Genomic DNA, 22,442 nt, shown 5'->3' with positions numbered 1-22,442 from the left:
CCGCAGAAAATTCGGTGTATGAGTAATAATATGACCCGATCTTCCCACCATGGCCCGGCCCACCACGGCCTGGCGCTGGATGCCCTCGACCGCCGGATTCTCCAGACCCTCCAGCAGAACGCCCGGATCACCAACCAGGCGCTGGCGGAAGCGGTGAATCTGTCGCCCAGCGCCTGCCTCGCCCGGGTGCGGCGGCTGGAGGCGGCAGGGCTGATCCTCGGTGCCCATGCCGCCATCGACATCGAGCGGGTTGCGCCGACCGTCGTGGTGTTTGCGGAGGTGACCCTCTCCAGCCACCACCCGCAGGATTTCGCCCGCTTCGAGCAGGCGATGGAGTCGCTGCCGGCGGTGGTGGAGGCCGCGCAGGTCTCGGGCCATTTCGACTATCTGCTGAAGGTGGCGGTGCCGGACATCAACGCCTGGCGCCGGCTGGCGGATGCGCTGCTGGCGGGCGACTACGGCGTCGCCAAGATCACCTCTCTCATCCGCATGGCCGAGGTGAAGCGGTTCACCGGCTATCCGATCGAGGGCGGCACGCCGGGCAAGAGGGAATGAAAGGGGGAAACACGAAAGGGGGATTGCCAAGGGGGGTAAGCCCCCCTTGGCGTTAAAAGCAAAGCCCCGGCCCCGAAGGCGAAGCCCCGGCCTTAGGCGTCGATCTCGAACTTCACGCCCTGCGCCAGCGGCAGGTCGCGGCCGTAGTTGATGGTCTGGGTCTGGCGGCGCATGTAGGCCTTCCAGGCGTCCGAGCCGGATTCGCGGCCGCCGCCGGTCTCCTTCTCGCCGCCGAACGCGCCGCCGATCTCGGCCCCGCTCGTGCCCATGTTGACGTTGGCGATGCCGCAGTCGCTGCCCTGCGCCGAGAGGAAGTATTCCGCCTCGCGCATGTCCGTCGTCAGGATGGAGGAGGAGAGGCCCTGCGGCACGTCGCGCTGGAGGCGGATCGCCTCCTCGAAGTCGGTGTAGCGCAGCACGTAGAGGATGGGCGCGAACGTCTCCTCCCGCACGATTGCGGTCTGGGCGGGCATCTCCACCAGCGCCGGGGCGACATAGACGCCGCCCGCAACCCGATCGAGGCGCTCGCCGCCGGTTACCACGCCGCCCTCGGCCTTCGCCTGGTCGAGCGCGCGCTTCATCGCCTCCCTCGCCGCCTCGTCGATGAGCGGGCCGATGAGGTTCTTCGCGTCGAGCGGATCGCCGATGGGGAGCGAGGCAAACGCCGTCTTCAGGCGCGGCACCAGCGCGTCGTAGACGCTCTCATGCACGATGAGGCGGCGCAGGGTGGTGCAGCGCTGGCCGGCGGTGCCCGCCGCGCCGAAGGCCACGGCCCGCACCGCCAGCTCCAGATCCGCCGACGGGCAGACAATGGTGGCGGCGTTGCCGCCCAGCTCCAGCAGCGTGCGGCCGAGGCGGGCGGCGACAGTCTGCGCCACGGCCCGGCCCATGCGGGTGCTGCCGGTGGCGGAGATGAGCGGCACGCGCGGATCGGAGGTGAGCGCCTCGCCCACGTCCGCCCGGCCGATGAGGAGCTGGGAGAGGCCCTTCGGGGCGTGCTCGAAATCGCTCGCCACGGTCTCCATGAGGTGCTGCACGGCCAGCGCGGTCAGCGGGGTTTTCTCCGAGGGCTTCCACAGGATGGAATCGCCGCACACCAGCGCCAGCGCCGCGTTCCACGACCACACGGCGACGGGGAAGTTGAACGCCGAGATGATGCCCACCGGCCCCAGCGGGTGCCACATCTCCCGCAGGTGGTGGTTGGCGCGCTCCGAGGCGATGGTGAGGCCGTAAAGCTGGCGGGAGAGGCCGACGGCGAAGTCGCAGATGTCGATCATCTCCTGCACCTCGCCCAGCCCTTCGGAGAGGGGCTTGCCGCTCTCGGCGGTGACGAGGCGGCCGAGCGCCTCCTTGTGGCGGCGCAGGGCGTCACCCAGGCGGCGCACCAGCTCGCCGCGCACCGGGCCCGGCACCCGCGACCAGGCGCGGAAGGCCTCGACGCTCTGGCCGATCTTCCCGGCAACGGCGGCGGGCGTGTCCATCTTCAGGCGGCCGGTCTCGCTGCCGTCGATGGGCGAGCGGGCGACGAGATCGCCCTCGGCATAGAGGCTGCGCGGCACGCCCATCGCATCGAGGTAACCGGTCACGTCCACCATGGTTGTCTGCTCCTTCCGGGATCTGGCTGGGATCTGACAGGGATCTGTTGCTGCCTAGGGAAGCAAAGATCGCGGGAAAATTCAAAGGTCGGTGAGGATCTTGTTGGGCGCGATGTGGCGCGGGCTCACCATCAGCTCGACGAGCGCCGGGCGGTTGCTGGCCCGGGCGGCCTCGAAGGCGGCTGGGAAGTCCTCGGTGCGCTCCACCCGCGTCGCGTGGCAGCCGAAGCTGGCCCCCAGCGCGACGAAATCCGGGTTGGCGATGACCGTGCCCGAGACCCGGCCGGGATACTCCCGCGCCTGATGCATGCGGATGGTGCCGTAAACGCCGTTGTTGGCGATGATGACGATGATGTTGGCGCCATACTGGGCGGCGGTGGCCAGCTCCTGCCCGGACATGAGGAAGTCGCCGTCGCCCGCGATGCAGACGACGGTGCGCTCCGGGTGCACGATGCGGGCGGCAACGGCCGCCGGCACGCCGTAGCCCATGGCCCCGCTGGTGGGCGCAAGCTGGGTGCGGTATCGCCGGTGCTGGTAGAACCGGTGCAGCCAGGCGGCGAAGTTGCCCGCGCCGTTGGTGAGAATGGCGTCGGGCGGCAGAACCCGGTCGAGGTGCGCCATCACCTCGGCGAGGTTCACGCCCTCCTCGACCGCCACCGGCTTCACCCACTCCAGATAGTCCGCGTGGGCGCGCATGGTCTCCTCCGCCCAGAGGGCGCTGACAACACGCACGGCCGCCAGCGCATGGGCAGCCTCATTGAGGCTGGCGGCGATGCCGAGGGTCGGCTGGTAGACCTTGCCCAGCTCGTTCGGGTCCGCGTGGATGTGGATCAGCCGCTGCCGCGGCACCGGCGGCTCGATGAGGGTATAGCCGCTGGTGGTCATCTCGGAGAGGCGCGAGCCGACCACCAGCAGGAGGTCCGCCTGCCGCACCCGCTCGGCGAGCTTCGGGTTGGGGCCGATGCCCAGGTCCCCCGCGTAGTTGGGGTGCGTGTTGTCGAACAGGGACTTGCGCCGGAAGGTGGTGGCAACCGGCAGCCGGTTCGCCTCCACGAAAATCTTGAGGCTGGCGAGGCCTTCCTCGCTCCAGCCGCTGCCGCCCAGCAGCACCAGCGGGCGGCGGCTCTCCGCCAGCAGCACCCGCAGCCGCTCGATGGAGGCAGGGGCGGGCGCGGCGACGGCAGGCTCCACCCGGCCGATGGCGGTGCCGGCGCTCGGCTCGGTCAGCATGTCCTCGGGCAGGGCGAGCACCACCGGGCCGGGGCGGCCGTTCATGGCGACCGCATAGGCGCGGTCCACATACTCGGCCATGCGGTCGGGATCGTCCACCTCCGCCACCCACTTGGCGAGCGGGGTGAACATCTGCCGGTAGTCCACCTCCTGAAAGGCTTCCCGGTCCCGGTCGCGCCGGGCCACCTGGCCGATGAACAGGATCATCGGCATGGAGTCCTGCCGGGCGGTGTGCACGCCGATGGCGGCCTGGGTCGCGCCCGGGCCCCGGGTGACGAAGCAGATGCCGGGCCGCCCCGTCAGGGTGCCATAGGCGCCGGCCATGTTGGCCGCGCCCGCCTCGTGACGGCAGGTGATGAGACGGATGCGGTCCTGAACGTCGTGGAGCGCGTCCAGCACGGCAAGGTAGCTCTCGCCGGGCACGCAGAAGGCATGGGTTGCGCCCTGGGCGATGAGGCAGTCGACCAGTCGTTGCGCAGCGGTGCGGACAGTTTCGGCCATAGGGCGGTGGTGCGATGCCGCTATGCCGGAGTCAATCGGCAGACTGGCGCGCCGCCGGGCCGCCGCCGGGCATTCCGCCAGACCGCGCAGCGAAACGTTGTTTCAAGACATAAATAAGGGGGTCTGTGACCCCCTTGTGATCCCCCTTTCGTTTCAAAGGGCCGCGTCCTTGAGGAAGGGTGCGGCCCTCTGGAAGAAGGGAGGTGCAGGAGGGGCGCCTGCCGTTTGTGCGCCTCCGCGCCGCGCCTGCGCGCACGGGGCCCCTCCTGCATTCAAATGTTGAATATACAGTGCGGGCTTACGCGGCGGAGAGCTTGCCGCCGGCGCGCTCGACGCCCGCCTCGATCGCCTTGCGGGCGGCCTCGGGGCCTTCCCACTTCACGACCTTCACCCACTTGCCCTTTTCCAGATCCTTGTAGTGCTGGAAGAAGTGGGCGATGCGCTCCAGCAGGATCGGCGGCAGCTCGTCGTGCGACTGCACGTTGGCGTAGACCGGGTTCAGCTTGGCGACGGGCACGGCGAGGATCTTCTCGTCGTTGCCGGCCTCGTCTTCCATGTGAAGGATGCCGATGGGACGGGCCGGGATGACGCAACCCGGAACCACAGGGGTATCGGTCAGCACCAGCACGTCGACGGGGTCGCCGTCTTCCGACAGGGTGTGGGGCACAAAGCCGTAGTTGGCCGGGTACACCATGGCGGTGTTGACGAAGCGGTCGACGAACAGCGCGCCCGACTTCTTGTCGATCTCGTACTTAACAGGCGCGCCGCCTGCCGGGATTTCGATCACGACGTTGATTTCTTCGGGAGGGTTCTTGCCGACCGGGATGTAACGAATATCCATGCGGAACGTCCTTCAACGGGAAAACGACACGCGCGCGGGGATAGCGCTTCGCACCCGCAGCATGCAATGCGTTTTTGGTTAGCTGAACGTGCGGCCGTAGGCTTCGCCCATGCGGCGGATGCGGGCGATCTTGTCGTTGAAGGGGCCCCAGTCATCCCGTTCGTCGATGGCGGACCAGATCTCCTCCACCTCGTCGATGAGCAGGGTGCAGGGTGCATCATCCGCAAAATACGGGTGATTCAGGTTTTCCCGCGCCGCCGCGTCGGGCTGGAAGCGGGGCAGCAGCGCGCGCAGGGGTGCGGCCTTCTCGCCCGCGTAGGTGTTGGCCGCCGGGGATTTCTCCCGCCGCGCCTCGGACAAAATGCCGCCGTACCAGTCGAAGTAGAAACGCTCCAGCCCCATGCCGGTGTCGATGAGGAATCGCTCCATCGCCTGCAACAGCGCCAGGTTGGCCTGCTCGTCCCCGGCCGGTTGCAGCCCCAGCCGGGCGAAGATGGCCGCCACCAGCGCGTTCTCGAAATGCTCGGGGAAGGTCTCCAGCACCGGCACCATGGCCTCCTTCGGCACGATGGTGAGCAGCGCCTTGGCGAGCTGGTAGACGTTCCAGTGCAGCGCCTCCGCCTGCCGTCCGAAGGCATAGAGGCCGTATTCGTCGAAATAGGCGGCGGTGAAGGCGAGGTCATAGGTGGGCGCGAAGCGCCAGGGGCCGTAGTCGAAGCTCTCGGCGGTGATGTTGATGTTGTCCGTGTTGAGGACGCCGTGGACGAACCCGGCCGCCATGTAGCTGGCGGCCAGCCGCGCCGCGCCCCGGACCGCGTGATCGAGCATCGCCGCGACCCGCTCCTCCAGCGGTGCCTCCGGCCCCGGCGCGCCGGGCACGTAGCGGGCAAGGACGTAATCGGTGAGCGCGGTCATCTCGTCGGCGAGGCCGAAGTAGGCGAGCCGCTGGAAGGTGCCGTAGCGGATGTGGCTGTGGGACAGGCGCACCAGCACGGACGACCGGGTGGGCGAGGGCTCGTCGTGGCGGTCAAGCGCCTCGCCGGTCTCGATCAGCGAGAAGGATTTGGAGGTCTCGACCCCCAGCGCCTCCAGCTGTTCGGTCGCCAGCACCTCGCGCACGCCGCCCTTGAGGGTGAGCTTGCCGTCGCCGAAGCGGCTGTAGGGCGTCTGGCCCGAGCCCTTGGTGCCCAGGTCGAGCAGGCGGTTGTCCTTCAGGTCCCGCACCTGGGCGAACAGGAAGCCGCGCCCGTCGCCGATGTCCGGGTTGTACACGCGGAACTGGTGGCCGTGGTAGCGCAGCGCCAGCGGCTGCTCCAGCGAGCCCGGCAGCGGCCGGAACCGGCCGAAGTGGTCGATCCATTCCGCGTCGGTGAGGTCGCCCAGCCCCACCCGTTCCGCCCAGCGCTGGTTGCGGAAGCGCAGCCTGTGTTCGGGGAAGCGGGCCGCCTCCACCACATCATAAAAGGCATCGCCCAGGGCGAGTATGTCCTGCGCGGGCTGATACGCGGCCTTGTCCATGGAAATCCTTCATCCGCCGGCGGGTTGCTGCGCCCTTGCATAGCGCCATGCGCGCTGTCTTGCGACCGTCCCTTTGGCGGCCCTGCAGAGGGAGCGCGGGCGGTGCCTCTCCGGTTCCCCCGGGCGGGGTCGATGCCGCCGGATGCAAAAAGGCTTTCGGCGGGCGGCGGGCCGGGGCTAAACCATGGGGCAGGACTGGACGCGCGGTTGCCGGCTGCCGTCTCAAGCCGCCGCCGCAAGACCTTTGGGGGAGGACATGGCCGCTTTCGAGGATCGCTACTACTGGTCCCACGACGGGCTGAGGCTGCATTTCCGCGATTACGCCGGGCCTGACGACAGGCCGATCCTCCTGTGCATCCCCGGCCTCACCCGCAACGCCCGCGACTACGAAGGCGTGGCGGACCGGCTGGCGGGCCGGTGGCGCCTCTGGTGCCTCGACCTGCGCGGGCGCGGGGATTCGGCCTACGCCAAGGACCCGCTCACCTACGCGCCGCTCACCTACCTGCGCGACGTGGAAGCGCTGATCGCGGCGGAAAAGCCGGGGAAGATCGCCGTCATCGGCACCTCGCTCGGCGGGATCATCGCCATGCTGATGGCGGGCACCCTCAAGCAGCATCTGGCGGGCGTGCTGCTCAACGACATCGGCCCCGAGATCATGGAAGCGGGGCTGGAGCGGATTCGCGGCTACGTGGGCAAGATGGGCCCCTGGCCCACCTGGATGCACGCCGCCTGGGCGCTGCGGGACCTCAACGCCGCGATCTACCCCCACTACTCCATGGACGACTGGCTGCGCATGGCCAAGCGCACCTGCTACCTGCACTCCAACGGGCGCATCGTCCCCGACTATGACCCCAACCTGGCGGTGCCATTCAAGCTGCCCAATGGCTCGGCGGGCGTTGACCTGTGGCCCGCCTTCGACGCGCTGGCCGGACTGCCGGTGACGGTGGTGCGGGGCGAGACCTCGGACATCCTCAGCGTCGAAACGCTCGATCGCATGCTGGCGCGGGGGCCGCACGTGACGGGCGTGACCGTGCCGGGCGTCGGCCACGCGCCGTCGCTGGAGGAGGAGGACTCCCGCGCGGCCATCGACGCGTTCCTCGCGCGCCTGCTGGCATAAGCGCGATCGGGGGCGCGATCGGGGACGCGTGCGGCGTAACCAGATGCGCTTCTTTCCATCGCCGGAATGTGCCGGATGTGCGGCCTGCTGAAGCGAATGGCTCGATACAGCTGCGTTCCGATATGGCAATGAGCGCGGCCATGAAGACGTTTTTCACACCCTTTTTAGGTCTCACCGCACTGGCCGCAGTCAGCGCGCCGGTGTCTGCCGCAACCCTTGCCGAGGCGCAGGCCGCCTACGCCCGTTACGACGTGAACGCGGCGGAGCGGCTGTATCAGGCCGTGGCCGAGGCGCCCGACGCCCCGGCGGCGGACCGCGCCGCCGCGCAGCGCGAGCTGGCGCGCATCGCCTGGCTGGTGGACAACCGCCAGTCGGACGCCGCCGACCGGCTCGCCGCCAGCCTGCCCTCGGACCCGGACCCGTACCCTGCCGCGCTGCTCTATGGCCGGGTGCTGAACACCGGCGATGACCCCGCCGCCACCATGGACAAGCTCGCGCCCTACGCTGCCGCGTGCGCCGACATCGAACCCGGTGTGGCGGTGGAGGGGGTGCGCGGTCTGTACCTCGCGGCGATCAGGCTGCCGTTCGCGAAGCGCGCCTCCGCCATCGCGGCGGCAAAGGCTGCCTGGCACGCCCTGCCGGCGGTGCCGAAGCAGAGCGTGACGGCCGCCCGGCTGCGCCTGGCCATCGGCCTTGCCGCAGGCGACGGCGCCGAAGCGCTGGCGGGCTGGCGCGCCTTCTTCTGGATGGACGCCCCGCAGGCCGCGCCGCAAGGCCTCGGCCTTGCCGACGCGGCGGTGGAAGCGGCCTTCCTCAAGGGCGCGCGCGGCAACGCCGCGCCGCAGGACGCCATGGCGCTCGCCGAGCTGCTGATGCGCGCGGGCTTTGCGGACGAGCTGAGCCAGCTGGCGACCGACCGGGATCTGCCCAACCGCTCCGCCGTTGCCCAGCGCTGGGCGCGGATCGAGGACTACCTGAGCCTGTTCGACCGGCTGGAGGCGGAAATCCTCCCCCACGACCGCGCCTACGCCCGCCACGGCGCGGGCGACGAGGAGGGCTACAAGCAGCGCCTGGAGACCATTCTTGCGGAGGCGGCGCGCGCGACCGGCATCGGCGCGGGCGATGACGCCAACCCCATGGCCGTGCTCTCCCGGGCCTACAACCTGTGGGGCGTGATCGGCGAGACCAACGGCGTGATGAGCCTGCACCTTGGCCACATCATCACCGACGAGCGCCAGCCGGTGGAGCAGGACGGCCGCCGCGGCGAGGTGCGGCTGATCGTGCTCGACAACATGATCTCCAACAGCTTCTTCGGCTGGCTGATGGACGGCGACTCCGCCCCCGGCGGCTGGGCCGAGGACGGCCAGACCATCGTGCAGGTGCGCGGCCCCTACGTCGCCACCATCGACGGGCTGCCCGCGCTGGTGAAGCCCGGCCCGGTGCGCGACCGCTACCTTGCCGGCATCGCAGCCGACGAAGCGGCGGAAATCGCCCGCGCCCGCACGGAGGGCGTGGTGTACCTGAAGGGCGTGCGGCAGCGGCTGCGCCTGGCGGCGCTGGACAGCCTCGCCCGCACCCTCGCGGACGAGGCGGACTTCGACACCGCCTTCCGCCGCGCCTTCTGGAACGAGGTGAACCGCAACTCCATCACCCTGCACGAAGGCCGCCACGTGCTGGATCAGGCGAGCTTCACCGGCGAGGCCGCCCTCTCCTCGGCCGAACTGGAATACCGGGCCAAGCTGTCGGAAGTCGGCCTCAGCAACACGCCGCGCCTCGCCCTCGCCAACGTCTACATCCCGGCCTTCGGCGACGGCACCGGCCACGGCACCGCCAACAAACGCCTCATCGAACAGGTCGTGGCGTGGATGGAACAGAACCAGGGCACCATCGCCGGGTACGACCCCGCGCTGCCCGCGCTTGTGCAGCTGTACAAGCTGAGCGACGAACAGGTCCGCACCATCGCCCGCACGCTGGACCGCGCCCTCACGCACTGAGGGTGCCTGGAGGGGGGCAGGCAGGGTTTTGCAGGAGGGTCGCGGACCCTCCTGGCACCCTCCCGTTCCTTTATCGGGACGTGCGCGGCAGGAAGGGCACGGCCCCCGGGCGGGGGCGCGGCCTTGCGACGGCGGGCCCGAGCGGGCAAATAGGAGGTGGAAACCCCCGCGGGCCTTCGGGCGGCGGGGTGCGGGACTTCGGACCTCGAGCGTTAAGGATGTGACCGCGTGAACGCCACCATTGCCCTGGTTGATGACGACCGCAACATTCTCACCTCGGTGAGCATCGCATTGCAGGCGGAAGGCTTTACCGTGCGGGTCTACTCCGACGGCGCGTCGGCGCTGAAGGCGCTGCTGGACAATCCGCCGGATCTTGCGGTGCTCGACATCAAGATGCCGCGCATGGACGGCATGGAACTGCTGCGGCGCCTGCGGGAGAAGTCCCGGCTGCCGGTGATCTTCCTCACCTCCAAGGACGACGAGATCGACGAGGCGCTGGGCCTCGCCATGGGCGCGGACGACTACATCGGCAAGCCCTTCTCCCAGCGTCTGCTGATCGAGCGCATCCGCGCCGTGCTGCGCCGCACCGCCAACCGCAACGATCCCGATCTGGTGCCGGAGCCCGAGGAGCAGGCGATGATTCGCGGCCGCCTCGCCATGTATCCGGCCAAGCACGAGGTCACGTGGGACGGCAAGGAGGTCTCGCTCACCGTCACCGAGTTCCTGATTCTTCAGGCGCTGGCCCAGCGCCCCGGCTTCGTGAAGTCCCGCGACCAGCTGATGGACGCCGCCTACAGCGACGATGTGTATGTGGATGACCGCACCATCGACAGCCACATCAAGCGCCTGCGCAAGAAGTTCCGCGCCGTGGACAGCGACTTCAAGAGCATCGAGACCCTCTATGGCGTAGGCTACCGGTTCAACGAATGAAACCGGCCCTCGCCTTTCTCTCGCCTGCGCGCCGGCGGTCCATCTCGCCGCTGACGGTGCGGATTCTCGCGGTCAACCTGTTCGCCGTGCTCATGCTGGCGGGCGGCATCTTCTACCTCGACGAGTTCCGCAACCGGCTGATCGAACAGCGGCGGGACGAGATGATGACCCAGGCCGCGCTGATGGCGGGCAGCCTCTCCGAACTGGCGGTGCCGGCGCCGGAGAGCGCGCGGCTCGACCCGCAGCGGGTGCGTGCCCTCGTCAACCGGCTGGCGGAGGCGACGCAGGCGCGCATCCAGGTGCTCACGCCCGAGGGTCAGTTGTTGATCGACAGCCAGACGCTGGTGGACCAGGAGCTCATCCGCACCGAGCTGAAGCCGGGCTGGCGGCGGAAGGTCGCGCTCTGGCTCGACCGGGTGACGGAGAAGCTGGCCGCCGCGCCCCGGCTGGAGCCCTATGTGGACCTGCCGCCCCATGACGTCATCCGCCTGCCGGAGGTCGCCGCCGCCGCGGCGGGGCACGCGGCAAGCCAGTTGAGCGTGAGCGAGGCGGGCACGGTGGTGGTACGGGTTGCCAAGCCGGTCCAGCGCGCGCAGCGGGTGATGGGCGTCGTCGTGCTGACCGCCGATACCCGCGACATCACCAAGGTGGTGCGGGCCGAGCGGCTGGCCTCGTTCAACATCTTCTGCCTGGTGCTGGCGCTGACGGCGCTGATGTCGTTCTTCCTTGCCCGCACCATCGTGCGGCCGATTCGGCGGCTGGCCCGGGCGGCGGACCGGGTGCGGCAGGGCCGGGCGCGGGATGTGATTGTGCCGCGCCTGCCGAAGCGCACCGACGAGATCGGCCAGCTCGCCCGCGCGCTCTCGGACATGACCCAGGCGCTGCACCTGCGGATGGACGCCATCGAGTCCTTCGCGGCGGACGTGTCCCACGAGATCAAGAACCCGCTGAGTTCGCTGCGCAGCGCCGTCGAGACGCTGGAGCGGGTGAAGGACCCGGCGCTCCAGACCCAGCTCCTGGAGATCATCCGGGGCGACGTCACCCGGCTCGACCGCCTCATCACCGACATCTCGGACGCCTCGCGCATGGATGCGGAGCTGTCCCGCGCCCGCTTCGAGCCCGTCGACGTGGGGCAGATGATGGCGACGCTCATCGAGGTGCAGCGGCTGAACGCCTCCCGGCGCAATGTCACCATCGCCTACGCCGGGCCGCGCCCGGGCACGGCGCTGGTGATGGGGCTGGAGACGCGGCTTGGCCAGGTGGCGCGCAATCTCATCGACAATGCGGTCTCCTTCTCGCCCTCGGGGGGCAGTGTGCGCGTTATGCTCACCGTGGACGAACGGACGGTGCGGCTCATGGTGGACGATGACGGCCCCGGCATCCCGGAAGGCACCGAGGAGAACATCTTCAAGCGCTTCTATTCCGAGCGCCCGGAGGGAGAGGACTTCGGCCAGCACTCCGGCCTGGGCCTTGCCATCTCCAAGCAGGTGGTGGAGGCCCACGGCGGGCGCATCACCGCCGCCAACCGCATCCAGGGCACCTCCGTTCTGGGCGCGCGCTTCACGGTGGAGCTGCCGGCGGTGGCGCCTCCCGGCCAGGGTGCGGTGACATGACCGGCCCACGGCTTGAAGCGCCGGGGCCGGGGGACGGAGAGTCCGGCGGCGCGGAGTCCGGTGCCGGGGGCGTGCTCCAGCATGCCACCTGTGTTGCCTTGAACGGACGCGGCATTCTCATCATGGGGTCCGCCGGCTCGGGCAAATCCACCCTGGCGCTGCGTCTGATCGACCGGGGCGCCATGCTGGTGGCGGACGACTACGCCCTGATCACCCGGGGCGCGGGCGGCCTTGTGGCGCGTCCGCCCGCGCGAATCGCCGGCCTCATCGAGGTGCGGGGAATGGGCATCTTCCGTCTGCCTTACCGGCTGGAGGCGCCCATTGCCCTCTCGGTCAGGCTGGGCGGTGAGGACGAGCGGTTGCCAGAGCCCAAAGAATGGGAGATGTTGGGCGTTGCTGTACCGTTGATCGTAATGGATGCGTTGCGTGATGACTCACCGCTCAAGGTGGAGATGGCTTTGAGCGGCGGGCCCATTCCGCTATAAGTGAGGGATATGTCTCAACAGCCCCAGAGCCCTGTCCAGGCCAGCCCTGCCCAGGGAGGCGATCGCCAACCGCATACCCGGCTGCTGCTGGTCACCGGGATGTCGGGCGCCGGAAAATCGTCGGCCCTCAAGGTGCTCGAGGATCTGGGCTACGAGGCGGTCGACAACCTCCCCATTGGCCTGCTCACCAAGCTGCTGGCGACCGAGGACACCGCCTCGGAGCAGGACGCGGACCGGCCCATCGCCCTTGGCATCGACAGCCGCACCCGCGCCTTCGATGCGGAACAGATCGTCCAGACGCTGAAGGATCTGCGCGACAAGCAGAACATCGAGGTCAGCGTGCTGTTCCTCGATTGCTCGGGCGAGGAGCTCAGCCGCCGCTTTTCCGAGACGCGCCGCCGCCATCCGCTGGCGCTGGACCGCCCGGTGCAGGACGGCATCGCCCGCGAGCGCGAGCTGCTCGCCCCGCTGCGCCGCTGGGCCGACGTGGTGCTGGACACCACCCAGTATTCCTCGCGTCAGTTGCAGCACGCGCTGGCCAGCCGGTTCGCCCTGAGCCGCTCCAGCAGCATGACGCTGACGCTCATGTCCTTCGGCTACGCCCGGGGCATTCCGCGCGACGCCGACCTGGTGTTCGACATGCGCTTCCTCTCCAACCCGCACTGGGTGGACGATCTGCGCCCGCTCACCGGGCTGGACGAGGGCGTGGGCCACTATATCGAGACGGACCCCAACTTCGCCCCGGCCTTCGCCAAGCTGCATGATGTGATTTCCTACCTCATTCCGCTCTACCGGAAGGAGGGGAAGGCTTACCTGACCGTCGCCTTCGGCTGCACCGGCGGCAAGCACCGTTCGGTCTTCGTGACGGAGCGCATGGCGGCCGTTCTGAGAGGAGAGGGGCATACCCTCTCCATCGTCCACCGCGACCTGAGGGCCCAGACCTCCGGCGCGGAGCAAACCTTGACCGACAAAGCAGAGAGTATCAGCGTATGATCGGACTGGTGCTGGTCACCCACGGCCGGCTTGCGGCCGAATTCGTCTCGGCGATGGAACATGTCGTCGGGCCGCAGGAGGCCGTGAAGGCCATCTGCATTGGCCCGGAAGATGACATGGAGGCCCGCCGGCAGGACATTGCCGAGGCCGTGGAGGCGGTGGAGTCCGGCTCCGGCGTCATCCTCCTGACCGACATGTTCGGCGGTACGCCGTCGAATCTGGCCATTTCCCTCATGGGAACGCCGAATGTGGAGGTGATCGCGGGCATCAACCTGCCCATGCTCATCAAGCTGGCGACCGTGCGGCGCACCTGCGACGTGACGGCGGCGGTTGAAGCGGCGCAGGAGGCCGGGCGTAAATATATCTCGGTTGCTTCGAAGATTCTGGCAGGTGTGTCCTGATGGAGACGTTGGCGTTATCCAAGACCGTGACGATCCGCAACAAGCGCGGCCTTCATGCCCGCGCCTCGGCCAAGTTCGTCACGCTTGCCTCCCAGTTCGACGCCACCGTGCAGGTCAGCAAGGACGGCGCCCATGTCACCGGCACCTCCATCATGGGGCTGATGATGCTGGCCGCCGGTCTGGGTGAGGAAATCACCATCAACGCCTCCGGCCGCCAGGCGGGGGAGGCGCTCGCCGCGCTCGTGGCGCTGGTCGAGGACAAGTTCCAGGAAGAATAGGGCCGAAAAAAGCATCGGGCCCGAAAACAGGGGCCGCCGCAACTTGGCTGCCCCGCCCCGCCCCGCTCTACCCCGCTCCGCCACCGGTTCCGGACTCCCGGCGCCGCACGGCTGCGCCATGCCGGTCACAGGTGCCGGTCACAGGGGCCGGTTACAGGGGCCGGTTACAGGGCCGGTCACAGGCGCGCAAAAACCCGGAGTCCCGGCAGGAACCGATGATCCTCCGATGGGTTTAGGCCCTTCGTGTGGCCCGGAAATCCGGGCTTTTTCGTAAGTGGGTTGCGCCAGACGGCTTTTTCCGTCACAAACCGGGCCCTGTTCTGCGTCCAGGACCGGAACGAAGCGGGCTTCGCGCTTGCCTGTTGTCTGTACCCCGCCGCGTCAGCAGCGGGAGAGGGATCAACCAGGAAGGAGAGACCCATGCGGCCTCTGCCGTCAGCCCTAAGGCCGATTACCCTTTCGGCCGGTCTGGCTTTCATCCTCGCCTCCATGCCCCTGTCCGCACGGGCAGGCACGGACACCCCCCGGTCCGCCGAGGCAACCGAAGATGCAGCAACCGCTGCGGGTTCCGCCGACGCGTCGGCGGCAGTGCGGGCCGGTCAGCCCGGCTCGCTGCTGCTCATGCGCGGGCAAGACGGCCGCTATGTGGAGGCCGACGAAGCGGCCCTCCCGGACGCGGTGACCCGGCAGCCCTGCTACAAGTACAACAACTACTGGTGCCTCAAGGGCACCAAATGGGAAGGGCAGGATCAGGTGGGCGAGCAGCGCCTCGCCGTCTTCCAGGACCCGGTCTATGCCGCGCGGGCGGTGGCGATCACGCTGCACGCCTACCGGTTCAAGTACAATCTGCGCACGCCGCGCGAGGTGATGAGCCGCTACATTCTCAGCCCGGATTGCCTGAAGAGCGGCCCGAACACCGCCAAGTGCACCCACATGTGGGGGCTGGTGGACAAGTACGCCCACCGCATCGCCTCGGCGCTCGGCATCAGCCCGAACGAGCCGATGAAGATCTTCCCGTCGAAAACGACGGTCAATCTGGAGCGCGCCCGGGTGCTGTTCCGCGAGATGGCGCACATCGAGATCGGCCAGACCCTGCGCGTGACCGACGAGCTGATCGACATGGGCCTGGAGAAGGCCGGCTTCAAGGCGGACTGAAAAGCGGCCTGAAAGGCGGGCTGAGCAGGGCTCAGGCCGCCTCGGCCTGCGGCGCTGTCAGCCCGGCGGCGGCGTAGGAGACGATCTCCGCCACGATCTGCGCTTCCGTGCGGGTCTGGCGCACGTCGCCAAGGGCCGTGCGGTGGAAGGCGTCGAGGCTGGCGATGCTGTGGATCAGCGAGCCGACGATGAGGACCAGCCGCAGGCGCAGGATGTCCGGCGACAGCTGCGGGTTGTCCCGGCTCAGCGCTTCCGCCAGCGGCTCCAGATGCTTGCCGAAGTAGATCCGCCAGAGCAGCTGCATCTTGGGGTCGCGCTCGATCGTCAGGCGCTGCATGAAGCGGATGGCGTGACGGCCCCAGGGATCGGTGTTGCGCAGCTGGAGCAGGGACTGGCCGGCCAGCTGGAGCAGCGCGTCGGTGGACTCGGACTCCGGCGCGGCCTTCAGCCCCATGTCCCACTGGTTGCCGATGAATTCCAGCACGGCCCCGGCCAGCTTGTCCCGGCCGCCGAAATGATAGTGAACGGCGCTGGAGTTGCGGCAGTCCGCCAGCTCGTTGATCCGGCGGAGTGATGCTCCCTCCACTCCGTGCTCGGCGAACACCTCCATCGCGGCCAGCAGCAATCGCGTGCGCGTCTTGGCGGTCGTTTCCCTGTTCGCAAAGGATTCGAGCATGGGTCCGAGAAGCATCGGTGGTTCCCCTCTCTCAGGTTGCGGGCGCTGTTATGATCTATGTCATAGTCCCATTTGATAGGGAAGGGGTGGCCTGTCCCGGGGGGCACCGGCCCCCGCCCCGGACCACCCGTCCCGGCCCGCCCGTCCCGGTCGCCGGCATGGGGGCCGGAGCGGGGCGGGCGCGCGCGGGATGGCGTCAGACGGCCGCCAGCGCCTGCTCCAGATCGGCGATCAGGTCGTCCGGGTGCTCGATGCCGACGGAGAGACGGATCATGGCGTCGGTGACGCCGCTGCGGTCGCGCTGCTCCTTCGGGATGCCGGAGTGGGTGGTGGAGGCCGGGTGGGAGCACAGCGACTCCGTGCCGCCCAGCGACACCGCCAGCTTGATGACCTGAAGCGCGTCGAGGAAGCGGAAGGCCTCCGCCTCGCCCCCCTTCACATAGAAGGAGAAGGTGGAGCCGGGCGCCTTGCACTGCCGCTCGTAGACCGCGCGGCGCGGGTCGCCCTCCGGCAGGAAGCCGAGGTAGTTCACCGCCGCCACCTTGGGGTGATCCTTCAGGTAGTGGGCGATGGTGCCCGCGTTGGCGTTGGCCTTTTCCATGCGCAGCGTCAGGGTTTCCAGCGAGCGCATGAGCATCCAGGCGGTGTTGGGGTCGGCCTGGGTGCCGAGCGCGCCGCGCAGCGCCTTCACCGGCCCGACCCACGCCTTGGGGCCGGTGACCGCGCCCGCCACCAGGTCCGAGTGGCCGCCCGCGTATTTGGTGAGGCTGTAGAGCACCAGATCCGCCCCCAGCCGGAGCGGCTGCTGGTAGACCGGGCCGAGGAAGGTGTTGTCCACCGCCACCGCCGGGCGATGGCCTTGGGCCTGCCCCAGCTCGTCGGCAACCGCCGCCATCAGCTGGAGGTCAACCAGGCTGTTGGTGGGGTTGGCGGGCGTCTCCACCAGAATGAGGCCGACGCGCCCGCTGGCCCGGGCCGCGTCCGCCGCCGTGCGCACCGCCTCCGCCGAGCAGCCGTCGGCGAAGCTGAACACCTTGATCCCGAACTGGGGCATCACCTTGTCCACCAGCGTCTCGGTGCCGCCGTAGAGCGGGCGGCTGGTGAGGATGGAATCGCCCGGCCGCAGATAGGCCAGCAGGGTCGTCGAAATGGCGGACATGCCCGAGGAGAACACGGCGGCCGTCTCTGCCCCGTCCCACAGGGCCAGCCGGTCCTCCAGCACTTCGAGGTTCGGGTTGTTGAAGCGGGAATAGACCAGCCCGGGCGAGGTGCCCGCGGGCGGCTCGCGGCGGCCGGAGGCGTAGTCGAAGAAGTCCTTCCCCTCCTGTGCGTTGCGGAACACGAAGGTGGAGGTGAGGAACACCGGCGGCTTCAGCGCCCCTTCCGACAGATGCGGGTCGTAGCCGTAACCCATCATCTGGGTTTCCGGGTGGAGGGTGTGCTGACCCACCTTCTGCTTGTGATAGGTCTCGTATGTCATGAAGCTGCCTTCCCAGAGGAATCCTGAAGTCTGAACCAACTATGATGGGAAAAATCGGACGGCCACCAGAGCGAAACTGCCGACGCACAGCCGTCTTTTCTCCCCATCTGCCGGACAGCGCGGTCATTCTGCCGGGGTTCCGCTCCGGATCGCGCGCGTGCGGCGCTCCGCTGCGGCGGGTGCGGCACGGTGCCTTTTGAACATCGGTCTCCCGAACATCCGGCCCCGAACATAAAGACATCTTTATATTTGCGCTTGCATGGCGGAGGGCGTGCTGCCACAAGGGCAACAAAGTTGCCCGGAAGGTGCGGGGCGCGGCGGGATCCGCCCTGCGCGCTGCCCGGCGCTCATCAGCACGAGGGAGTTCAACCGTGGCCTTCACCGATTACGTGGTCAAAGACATCAGCCTTGCCGGCTGGGGGCGCAAGGAAATCGCCATCGCCGAAACCGAGATGCCGGGCCTCATGGCGCTGCGCCAGGAATATGGTCCGTCCCAGCCGCTGAAGGGCGCGCGCATCGCCGGCTGCCTGCACATGACCATCCAGACCGCCGTGCTCATCGAGACGCTGAAGGCGCTGGGCGCGGACATCCGCTGGGCCTCGTGCAACATCTTCTCGACCCAGGATCACGCCGCCGCCGCCATTGCCGAGGCGGGCATTCCGGTGTTCGCCTTCAAGGGCGAGAGCCTGAAGGAATACTGGGAATTCGTGCTGAAGATCATGGAGTGGGGCGACGGCGGCACGCCGAACCTCATTCTGGACGATGGCGGCGACGCCACCGTGCTGGTGATTCTGGGCGCCGAGGCCGAGAAGGACCCCTCCCGGATCGCCAATCCCTCCAATGAGGAGGAGGAGGTTCTGTTCTCCCTGATCCGCCGGGTGAACGCGGAGCGCCCCGGCTTCTTCGCCCGCTGCCGCGAGGCTATCAAGGGCGTGTCGGAGGAGACCACCACCGGCGTGCACCGCCTCTACCAGATGGCGCGCGACGGCCGCCTGCCGTTCCCGGCGATCAACGTGAACGACAGCGTCACCAAGTCCAAGTTCGACAACCTCTACGGCTGCCGCGAGAGCCTCGTCGACGGCATCCGCCGCGCGACGGACGTGATGCTGGCGGGCAAGGTCGCGGTCGTGGCCGGCTATGGCGACGTGGGCAAGGGCTCGGCCGCCTCGCTGCGCTCGGGCGGCGCGCGCGTGCTCGTCACCGAGATCGACCCCATCTGCGCCCTCCAGGCGGCGATGGAAGGCTATGAAGTGGTCACCATGGAGGAGGCCGCGCCGCGCGGCGACATCTTCGTCACCGCCACCGGCAACGTGGACGTCATCACGCTCGACCACATGCGGGCGATGAAGGACCGGGCCATCGTCTGCAACATCGGCCACTTCGACAGCGAGATCCAGGTGGCGGCGCTGCGCAATTACAAGTGGCACAACATCAAGCCGCAGGTGGACGAGATCGAGTTCCCGGACGGCAAGCGCATCATCCTGCTGGCCGAAGGCCGCCTCGTGAACCTGGGCTGCGCCACCGGCCACCCGAGCTTTGTCATGTCCGCCAGCTTCACCAACCAGACGCTGGCCCAGATCGAGCTGTGGACCAACAACGCGGCCTACGAGAACAAGGTCTACACCCTGCCCAAGCACCTGGACGAGAAGGTGGCGGCGCTGCACCTGGACAAGCTGGGCGTGAAGCTGACCAAACTCACCGAGAAGCAGGCGGCCTACATCGGCGTGCCGCAGCAGGGCCCGTTCAAGCCGGAGCACTACCGGTATTGAGGCGCGGGGCGCGCGCTGCGTCCCGGCCCGCCGGAGCGGCCGGGGCCTGCGTTCCCTGACCGGGCACAGACATGTGGGGGCCGGACCGTCCTGCGGTTCCGGCCCCTCTTGCTGACAGCGTGCGGTTCCGGCACAAATGCCAGGCGGCGCTCCGGTTGCGCCGCGCGTCTCTGACACTGGGGTCATCAGGCTGGCTTGGGGGCTGGGCTTGGGATTGTGCTGTCGAACTTGGGGGGAAGAAGCATGGGTCTGACTGCACCTGCCGGCGTGCGCCCTGACGCCTGTGCGGGCCCGTGCTTCCCGGTGACGCGGTGATCGAGACTCCCGAACCCTGGCGTGTGGCGCTGGCGGCCACGGTGGCGGCGGCCTGGCTGGCCATGGCCGTGTGGGCGGTCATCCGCGGCAGCAACGCCATCATGACGGCGCGCGCCTCCACCCGGTGGGGACGCCGCCTGCACGGGCTGCTGGCCACGTCGCCCGCTGCCTATCTGGTGGTGGATGCCCGGGGGGCGGCCACCTGTTCCGATACGCTGCGCAGCTGGCTCGGGATCGACCGCCAGGTCTCCCGGCTGGAGGAGCTGGACGGCGGGCGCGGCGTCAGCGGCCTCGACGCGGCCGACTATGCCCAGCTGGTGCGCGACATCGACGCCCTTTCCCTCTCCGCCCGGCCGTTCCGGCGTCTGGTCTCCAGCGCCCGGGGCGACCGGCAGCTGGTGGCCGAGGGGCGGGCCGCGCCCATCGACGTGGCGGGGGATACGGGCGTGGTGGTGTGGTTCTTCGACGCCACCGCGACCCAGCAGGCGCTGGACCAGCTCAATGGCGAGCTGGAAGCCACCCGCGCCGAACTGGCGGCGACGCAGGCGCTGATCCGGGCCGCGCCCCTGCCCATGTGGCGGCGCGGGGCGGACCTGAAGCTGGTGCACGTGAACGCGGCCTATGTGGATGCGGTGGAGGCTTCCAGCGCGCAGGAGGTCATCGAGCAGGGCATCGAGCTGACCGGCAACGCGCCGGGCATGTCGCCGACCCAGTTCGCCGAGCGGGCGCGGGATCTGGACACCGCGCAGATGCATCAGGCCAATGTCATTCTCTACGGCCACCGGCGCACGCTCCAGATCTACGACGTGCCGCTGGGCGAGGCGGGCGTGGGCGGCTTCGCGCTCGACATCACCGAGCGGGAGGAGGCCCGGGCCGAGCTTGCCCGCTACACCCAGGCGCAGAACGAAACGCTGGACCGCCTGTCCTCGGGCGTGGTCATCTTCGGGCCCGACACCACCCTGTTCTTCCACAACAAGGCCTTCGCCACCCTGTTCGCGCTGGAGCCCGAATGGCTGGAGGAGCGCCCCACCATGGGCGAGGTGCTGGAGCGGATGCGCGAGAAGCACCGCCTGCCCGAGCAGCGCGACTTCCCCGAATGGAAGCGCCGCCACCTCGGCTGGTTCACCACCGCGCTCGAGCCGCTGGAGGAAACCTGGGTGCTGCCGGACGAGACCGTGCTGCGCGTCATCGCCCAGCCGCACCCCATCGGCGGCCTGCTGCTGGCGTTCGAGGACTACACGGAAGAACTGAGCCTGCGCTCCACCCGCGACACGCTCATCAAGGTGCAGGCGGCCACCCTCAACAACCTCTACGAAGCGGTGGCGGTGTTCGGTCCCTCCGGCCGGCTGGAGCTGCACAACACCCGCTTCAGCGCCCTGTGGCAGTGCCCGGACGACCTGCTCGCCGAGCAGCCGCACGTGGACCGGCTCGCCGCCCATGTGGCCGGCCAGCTGGAGCAGTCGGGGGAGGGCCAGCTGCTGCGCGAGGCCGTGCTGCAGGCCACCGAGGGCCGCCAGCCCTCCAGCGGCCGCTTCCGCCTCGTCAAGCACCGGGTCATCGACTACGCCGCCGTGCCGCTGCCGGATGGCAACGCGCTCGTCACCTTCATCGACGTCACCGCCTCCACCAACATGGAAAAGGCGCTGCGCGAGCGCAACGAGGCGCTGGAGGCGGCGGACCGGCTCAAGTCCCAGTTCGTCGCCAACGTCTCCTACGAACTGCGCACGCCGCTCACCTCCATCATCGGCTTCGGCGAGATGCTGGATCAGGGCTATTTCGGCACGCTCAGCGACCGGCAGCGGGATTACGTGCGCTCCATCCTCACCTCGTCCAACCGCCTGATGGTGCTCATCAACGACATGCTCGACCTGGCGGTGTCGGAGGCGGGGGCGCTGGTGCTGGACATCGGCCCGGTGCAGGTGGAGCCGATGGTCGCCTCGGTGGTGCAGATGGTGGAGGAACAGGCCCGGGCCCGCACCCTGCACCTCACCCAGCGCGTGGAGCCCTCCACCGGGGTGATCGAGGGCGACGAGCGCCGCCTCAAGCAGGTGCTCTACAATCTGCTCTCCAATGCCATCCGCTTCACCCCGCCGGGCGGCTCGGTGCGAGTCTCAGCCTGGGGCGACGAGAACGGCATCACGCTGGAAGTGGCGGACACCGGCACCGCCAGCGCTGTCGTCGGCATCTCCGACTTCGACCAGTTCCGCCGCGGCACCGATGGCGACGGCGGCGCGGGTGTGGGGCTGGGCCTGTCGCTGGTGCGCCGGTTCGTCGCCATGCATGGCGGCACGGTCGAGCTGTTCACCGATCAGGAAGGCACCCGGGTTGTCGCCCACCTCGCCCGCAAGGCACCCGGCGAGCTGCCGCCCGTCAACGAATGAGCCCCGCGCCGCATGAGCCTTGCCGGAGTCCGGGGCCGGAATGGACCTTGCACCGGGCGGCGGCGGCGACGACTATGGCCGCCGCATGTCGCCCCGCTGACCGAATGTGACACCCCGTATGAGCCAGACCACCACCTATCGCATCGCGCTGCCCGACCTCGACTCCGTCGCCGCCCTCGGCCAGGCCATCGCCCGGGAGGCGCGGGTGGGCGACATCCTCGCGCTGTCGGGGGATCTGGGCGCGGGCAAGACCACGCTGGCGCGGGCGATTCTGACGCACCTCGGCCTCGCCGAGGAAGCGCCCAGCCCCACCTTCACCATCGTCGTGACCTACGACGCGCCGCCGTTGCGCCTGCCGGTCTGGCACGTGGACCTCTATCGCCTTGAGGAACCGGAGGAAACGGTGGAGCTGGGGCTGGAGGAGGCGTTCGAGACCGCCCTCTCCCTCATCGAATGGCCCGAGCGCATGGGCGGCTTCCTGCCCGCCGATCGCCTGTGGCTGGCGCTCGCCCCTGCGACGGGCGGCGCGGGGCGCACCTTGACAGTGGATGTTCCGCCCGCTTGGGAAGAGCGGGCCAAGCGCCTGTTCCAACCCTTCCTCTCCGCCGAGTAGAG

The 22,442-nt window shown here is 69.0% G+C and carries 19 protein-coding genes; 13 read left to right on the top strand and 6 right to left on the bottom strand.

Translation table 11 applies throughout. The annotated features are described in order from the left end of the window. Positions 1–30: 30 nt before the first annotated feature. Positions 31–555, top strand: a complete 525-nt coding sequence (locus ACSJJU_RS04040; RefSeq protein WP_435913907.1) for an Lrp/AsnC family transcriptional regulator — start codon at positions 31–33, stop codon at positions 553–555. A 92-nt stretch (positions 556–647) separates the two neighbouring features. On the opposite strand, the gene amaB is transcribed toward ACSJJU_RS04040, so the two are convergent. The 4 genes from amaB to ACSJJU_RS04020 all read right to left on the bottom strand — a co-directional run bounded on the left by amaB (position 648) and on the right by ACSJJU_RS04020 (position 6,240). Further along, positions 648–2,150: an L-piperidine-6-carboxylate dehydrogenase gene (gene amaB / locus ACSJJU_RS04035; protein WP_435913906.1), complete on the bottom strand. Its 1,503-nt coding sequence runs from the start codon at positions 2,148–2,150 to the stop codon at positions 648–650. A gap of 81 nt (positions 2,151–2,231) precedes the next feature. Beyond that, on the bottom strand, positions 2,232–3,881 hold the full coding sequence (locus ACSJJU_RS04030; RefSeq protein WP_435913905.1) for a thiamine pyrophosphate-binding protein: 1,650 nt from the start codon (positions 3,879–3,881) through the stop codon (positions 2,232–2,234). A gap of 298 nt (positions 3,882–4,179) precedes the next feature. Next, the gene (gene ppa, locus ACSJJU_RS04025) at positions 4,180–4,722 is read right to left on the bottom strand and encodes an inorganic diphosphatase (RefSeq protein ID WP_435913904.1); all 543 of its coding nucleotides are present in this window, start codon (positions 4,720–4,722) and stop codon (positions 4,180–4,182) included. A 78-nt stretch (positions 4,723–4,800) separates the two neighbouring features. After that, a complete protein-coding gene (locus ACSJJU_RS04020; RefSeq protein WP_435913903.1) occupies positions 4,801–6,240 on the bottom strand; it encodes a protein adenylyltransferase SelO family protein in 1,440 nt (479 codons plus the stop codon). Between the two features lie 256 nt (positions 6,241–6,496). Here ACSJJU_RS04020 and ACSJJU_RS04015 point away from each other — a divergent pair, with 256 nt between their 5' ends. The 9 genes from ACSJJU_RS04015 to ACSJJU_RS03975 all read left to right on the top strand — a co-directional run bounded on the left by ACSJJU_RS04015 (position 6,497) and on the right by ACSJJU_RS03975 (position 15,206). Continuing rightward, positions 6,497–7,357 (top strand): alpha/beta fold hydrolase, encoded by an 861-nt coding sequence (locus ACSJJU_RS04015; RefSeq protein WP_435913902.1) that lies wholly within the window; start codon positions 6,497–6,499, stop codon positions 7,355–7,357. A gap of 140 nt (positions 7,358–7,497) precedes the next feature. Continuing rightward, positions 7,498–9,351: a hypothetical protein gene (locus ACSJJU_RS04010; protein WP_435913900.1), complete on the top strand. Its 1,854-nt coding sequence runs from the start codon at positions 7,498–7,500 to the stop codon at positions 9,349–9,351. Between the two features lie 228 nt (positions 9,352–9,579). Next, positions 9,580–10,281 (top strand): response regulator transcription factor, encoded by a 702-nt coding sequence (locus ACSJJU_RS04005; protein WP_435913899.1) that lies wholly within the window; start codon positions 9,580–9,582, stop codon positions 10,279–10,281. Continuing rightward, positions 10,278–11,894 carry a stimulus-sensing domain-containing protein gene (locus tag ACSJJU_RS04000; protein WP_435913898.1) on the top strand — a complete coding sequence of 539 codons (1,617 nt, stop codon included), beginning with the start codon at positions 10,278–10,280 and terminating at the stop codon, positions 11,892–11,894. The genes ACSJJU_RS04005 and ACSJJU_RS04000 overlap by 4 nt, the downstream gene beginning before the upstream one ends. After that, entirely contained in the window at positions 11,891–12,379 is a 489-nt protein-coding gene (locus tag ACSJJU_RS03995) for an HPr kinase/phosphorylase (RefSeq protein ID WP_435913897.1), read from the top strand. Before ACSJJU_RS04000 ends, ACSJJU_RS03995 begins: the two co-directional genes overlap by 4 nt. A gap of 9 nt (positions 12,380–12,388) precedes the next feature. Next, positions 12,389–13,372 carry an RNase adapter RapZ gene (rapZ, locus tag ACSJJU_RS03990; RefSeq protein WP_435913896.1) on the top strand — a complete coding sequence of 328 codons (984 nt, stop codon included), beginning with the start codon at positions 12,389–12,391 and terminating at the stop codon, positions 13,370–13,372. Further along, on the top strand, positions 13,369–13,773 hold the full coding sequence (locus tag ACSJJU_RS03985; protein ID WP_435913895.1) for a PTS sugar transporter subunit IIA: 405 nt from the start codon (positions 13,369–13,371) through the stop codon (positions 13,771–13,773). The genes rapZ and ACSJJU_RS03985 overlap by 4 nt, the downstream gene beginning before the upstream one ends. Beyond that, positions 13,773–14,051 carry an HPr family phosphocarrier protein gene (locus tag ACSJJU_RS03980; RefSeq protein WP_435913894.1) on the top strand — a complete coding sequence of 93 codons (279 nt, stop codon included), beginning with the start codon at positions 13,773–13,775 and terminating at the stop codon, positions 14,049–14,051. Before ACSJJU_RS03985 ends, ACSJJU_RS03980 begins: the two co-directional genes overlap by 1 nt. 420 nt (positions 14,052–14,471) lie before the next feature. Beyond that, complete coding sequence (locus tag ACSJJU_RS03975; RefSeq protein WP_435913893.1) at positions 14,472–15,206, top strand: hypothetical protein; 735 nt, start codon at positions 14,472–14,474, stop codon at positions 15,204–15,206. A gap of 31 nt (positions 15,207–15,237) precedes the next feature. On the opposite strand, the gene ACSJJU_RS03970 is transcribed toward ACSJJU_RS03975, so the two are convergent. Continuing rightward, on the bottom strand, positions 15,238–15,897 hold the full coding sequence (locus ACSJJU_RS03970; protein WP_435913892.1) for a TetR family transcriptional regulator: 660 nt from the start codon (positions 15,895–15,897) through the stop codon (positions 15,238–15,240). Positions 15,898–16,078: 181 nt separating this feature from the next. Beyond that, a complete protein-coding gene (locus tag ACSJJU_RS03965; protein ID WP_435913891.1) occupies positions 16,079–17,362 on the bottom strand; it encodes a cystathionine gamma-synthase family protein in 1,284 nt (427 codons plus the stop codon). Between the two features lie 371 nt (positions 17,363–17,733). On the opposite strand from ACSJJU_RS03965, the gene ahcY reads away from it, so the two are divergent. From ahcY to tsaE, 3 genes are all read left to right on the top strand, one after another. After that, positions 17,734–19,131, top strand: a complete 1,398-nt coding sequence (gene ahcY / locus ACSJJU_RS03960; protein WP_435913890.1) for an adenosylhomocysteinase — start codon at positions 17,734–17,736, stop codon at positions 19,129–19,131. Positions 19,132–19,442: 311 nt separating this feature from the next. Further along, a complete protein-coding gene (locus ACSJJU_RS03955; protein WP_435913889.1) occupies positions 19,443–21,827 on the top strand; it encodes a PAS-domain containing protein in 2,385 nt (794 codons plus the stop codon). A 118-nt stretch (positions 21,828–21,945) separates the two neighbouring features. Continuing rightward, positions 21,946–22,440 (top strand): tRNA (adenosine(37)-N6)-threonylcarbamoyltransferase complex ATPase subunit type 1 TsaE, encoded by a 495-nt coding sequence (gene tsaE / locus ACSJJU_RS03950; RefSeq protein WP_435913888.1) that lies wholly within the window; start codon positions 21,946–21,948, stop codon positions 22,438–22,440. Positions 22,441–22,442 lie beyond the last annotated feature (2 nt).

This window comes from Pedomonas sp. V897 (genome assembly GCF_051304405.1).
Taxonomy (GTDB): Bacteria; Pseudomonadota; Alphaproteobacteria; order Sphingomonadales; family Sphingomonadaceae; genus Pedomonas.
Note: the sequence above shows the minus strand (reverse complement) of the source record. Positions and strands in the feature narration are given on the sequence as shown.

Excerpts from the sequence above, each read along its gene's own strand:
- ACSJJU_RS04030 (WP_435913905.1), bottom strand. The coding sequence starts at position 3,881 with ATGGCCGAAACTGTCCGCACCGCTGCGCAACGACTGGTCGACTGCCTC.
- ACSJJU_RS04010 (WP_435913900.1), top strand. The coding sequence starts at position 7,498 with ATGAAGACGTTTTTCACACCCTTTTTAGGTCTCACCGCACTGGCCGCA.
- ACSJJU_RS03995 (WP_435913897.1), top strand. The coding sequence starts at position 11,891 with ATGACCGGCCCACGGCTTGAAGCGCCGGGGCCGGGGGACGGAGAGTCC.
- ACSJJU_RS03965 (WP_435913891.1), bottom strand. The coding sequence starts at position 17,362 with ATGACATACGAGACCTATCACAAGCAGAAGGTGGGTCAGCACACCCTC.
- ACSJJU_RS03975 (WP_435913893.1), top strand. The coding sequence starts at position 14,472 with ATGCGGCCTCTGCCGTCAGCCCTAAGGCCGATTACCCTTTCGGCCGGT.
- amaB (WP_435913906.1), bottom strand. The coding sequence starts at position 2,150 with ATGGTGGACGTGACCGGTTACCTCGATGCGATGGGCGTGCCGCGCAGC.
- ACSJJU_RS03985 (WP_435913895.1), top strand. The coding sequence starts at position 13,369 with ATGATCGGACTGGTGCTGGTCACCCACGGCCGGCTTGCGGCCGAATTC.
- ACSJJU_RS04040 (WP_435913907.1), top strand. The coding sequence starts at position 31 with ATGACCCGATCTTCCCACCATGGCCCGGCCCACCACGGCCTGGCGCTG.
- ACSJJU_RS04020 (WP_435913903.1), bottom strand. The coding sequence starts at position 6,240 with ATGGACAAGGCCGCGTATCAGCCCGCGCAGGACATACTCGCCCTGGGC.
- ACSJJU_RS03970 (WP_435913892.1), bottom strand. The coding sequence starts at position 15,897 with ATGCTTCTCGGACCCATGCTCGAATCCTTTGCGAACAGGGAAACGACC.
- ACSJJU_RS03980 (WP_435913894.1), top strand. The coding sequence starts at position 13,773 with ATGGAGACGTTGGCGTTATCCAAGACCGTGACGATCCGCAACAAGCGC.
- ACSJJU_RS04000 (WP_435913898.1), top strand. The coding sequence starts at position 10,278 with ATGAAACCGGCCCTCGCCTTTCTCTCGCCTGCGCGCCGGCGGTCCATC.
- rapZ (WP_435913896.1), top strand. The coding sequence starts at position 12,389 with ATGTCTCAACAGCCCCAGAGCCCTGTCCAGGCCAGCCCTGCCCAGGGA.
- ppa (WP_435913904.1), bottom strand. The coding sequence starts at position 4,722 with ATGGATATTCGTTACATCCCGGTCGGCAAGAACCCTCCCGAAGAAATC.
- ACSJJU_RS04015 (WP_435913902.1), top strand. The coding sequence starts at position 6,497 with ATGGCCGCTTTCGAGGATCGCTACTACTGGTCCCACGACGGGCTGAGG.
- tsaE (WP_435913888.1), top strand. The coding sequence starts at position 21,946 with ATGAGCCAGACCACCACCTATCGCATCGCGCTGCCCGACCTCGACTCC.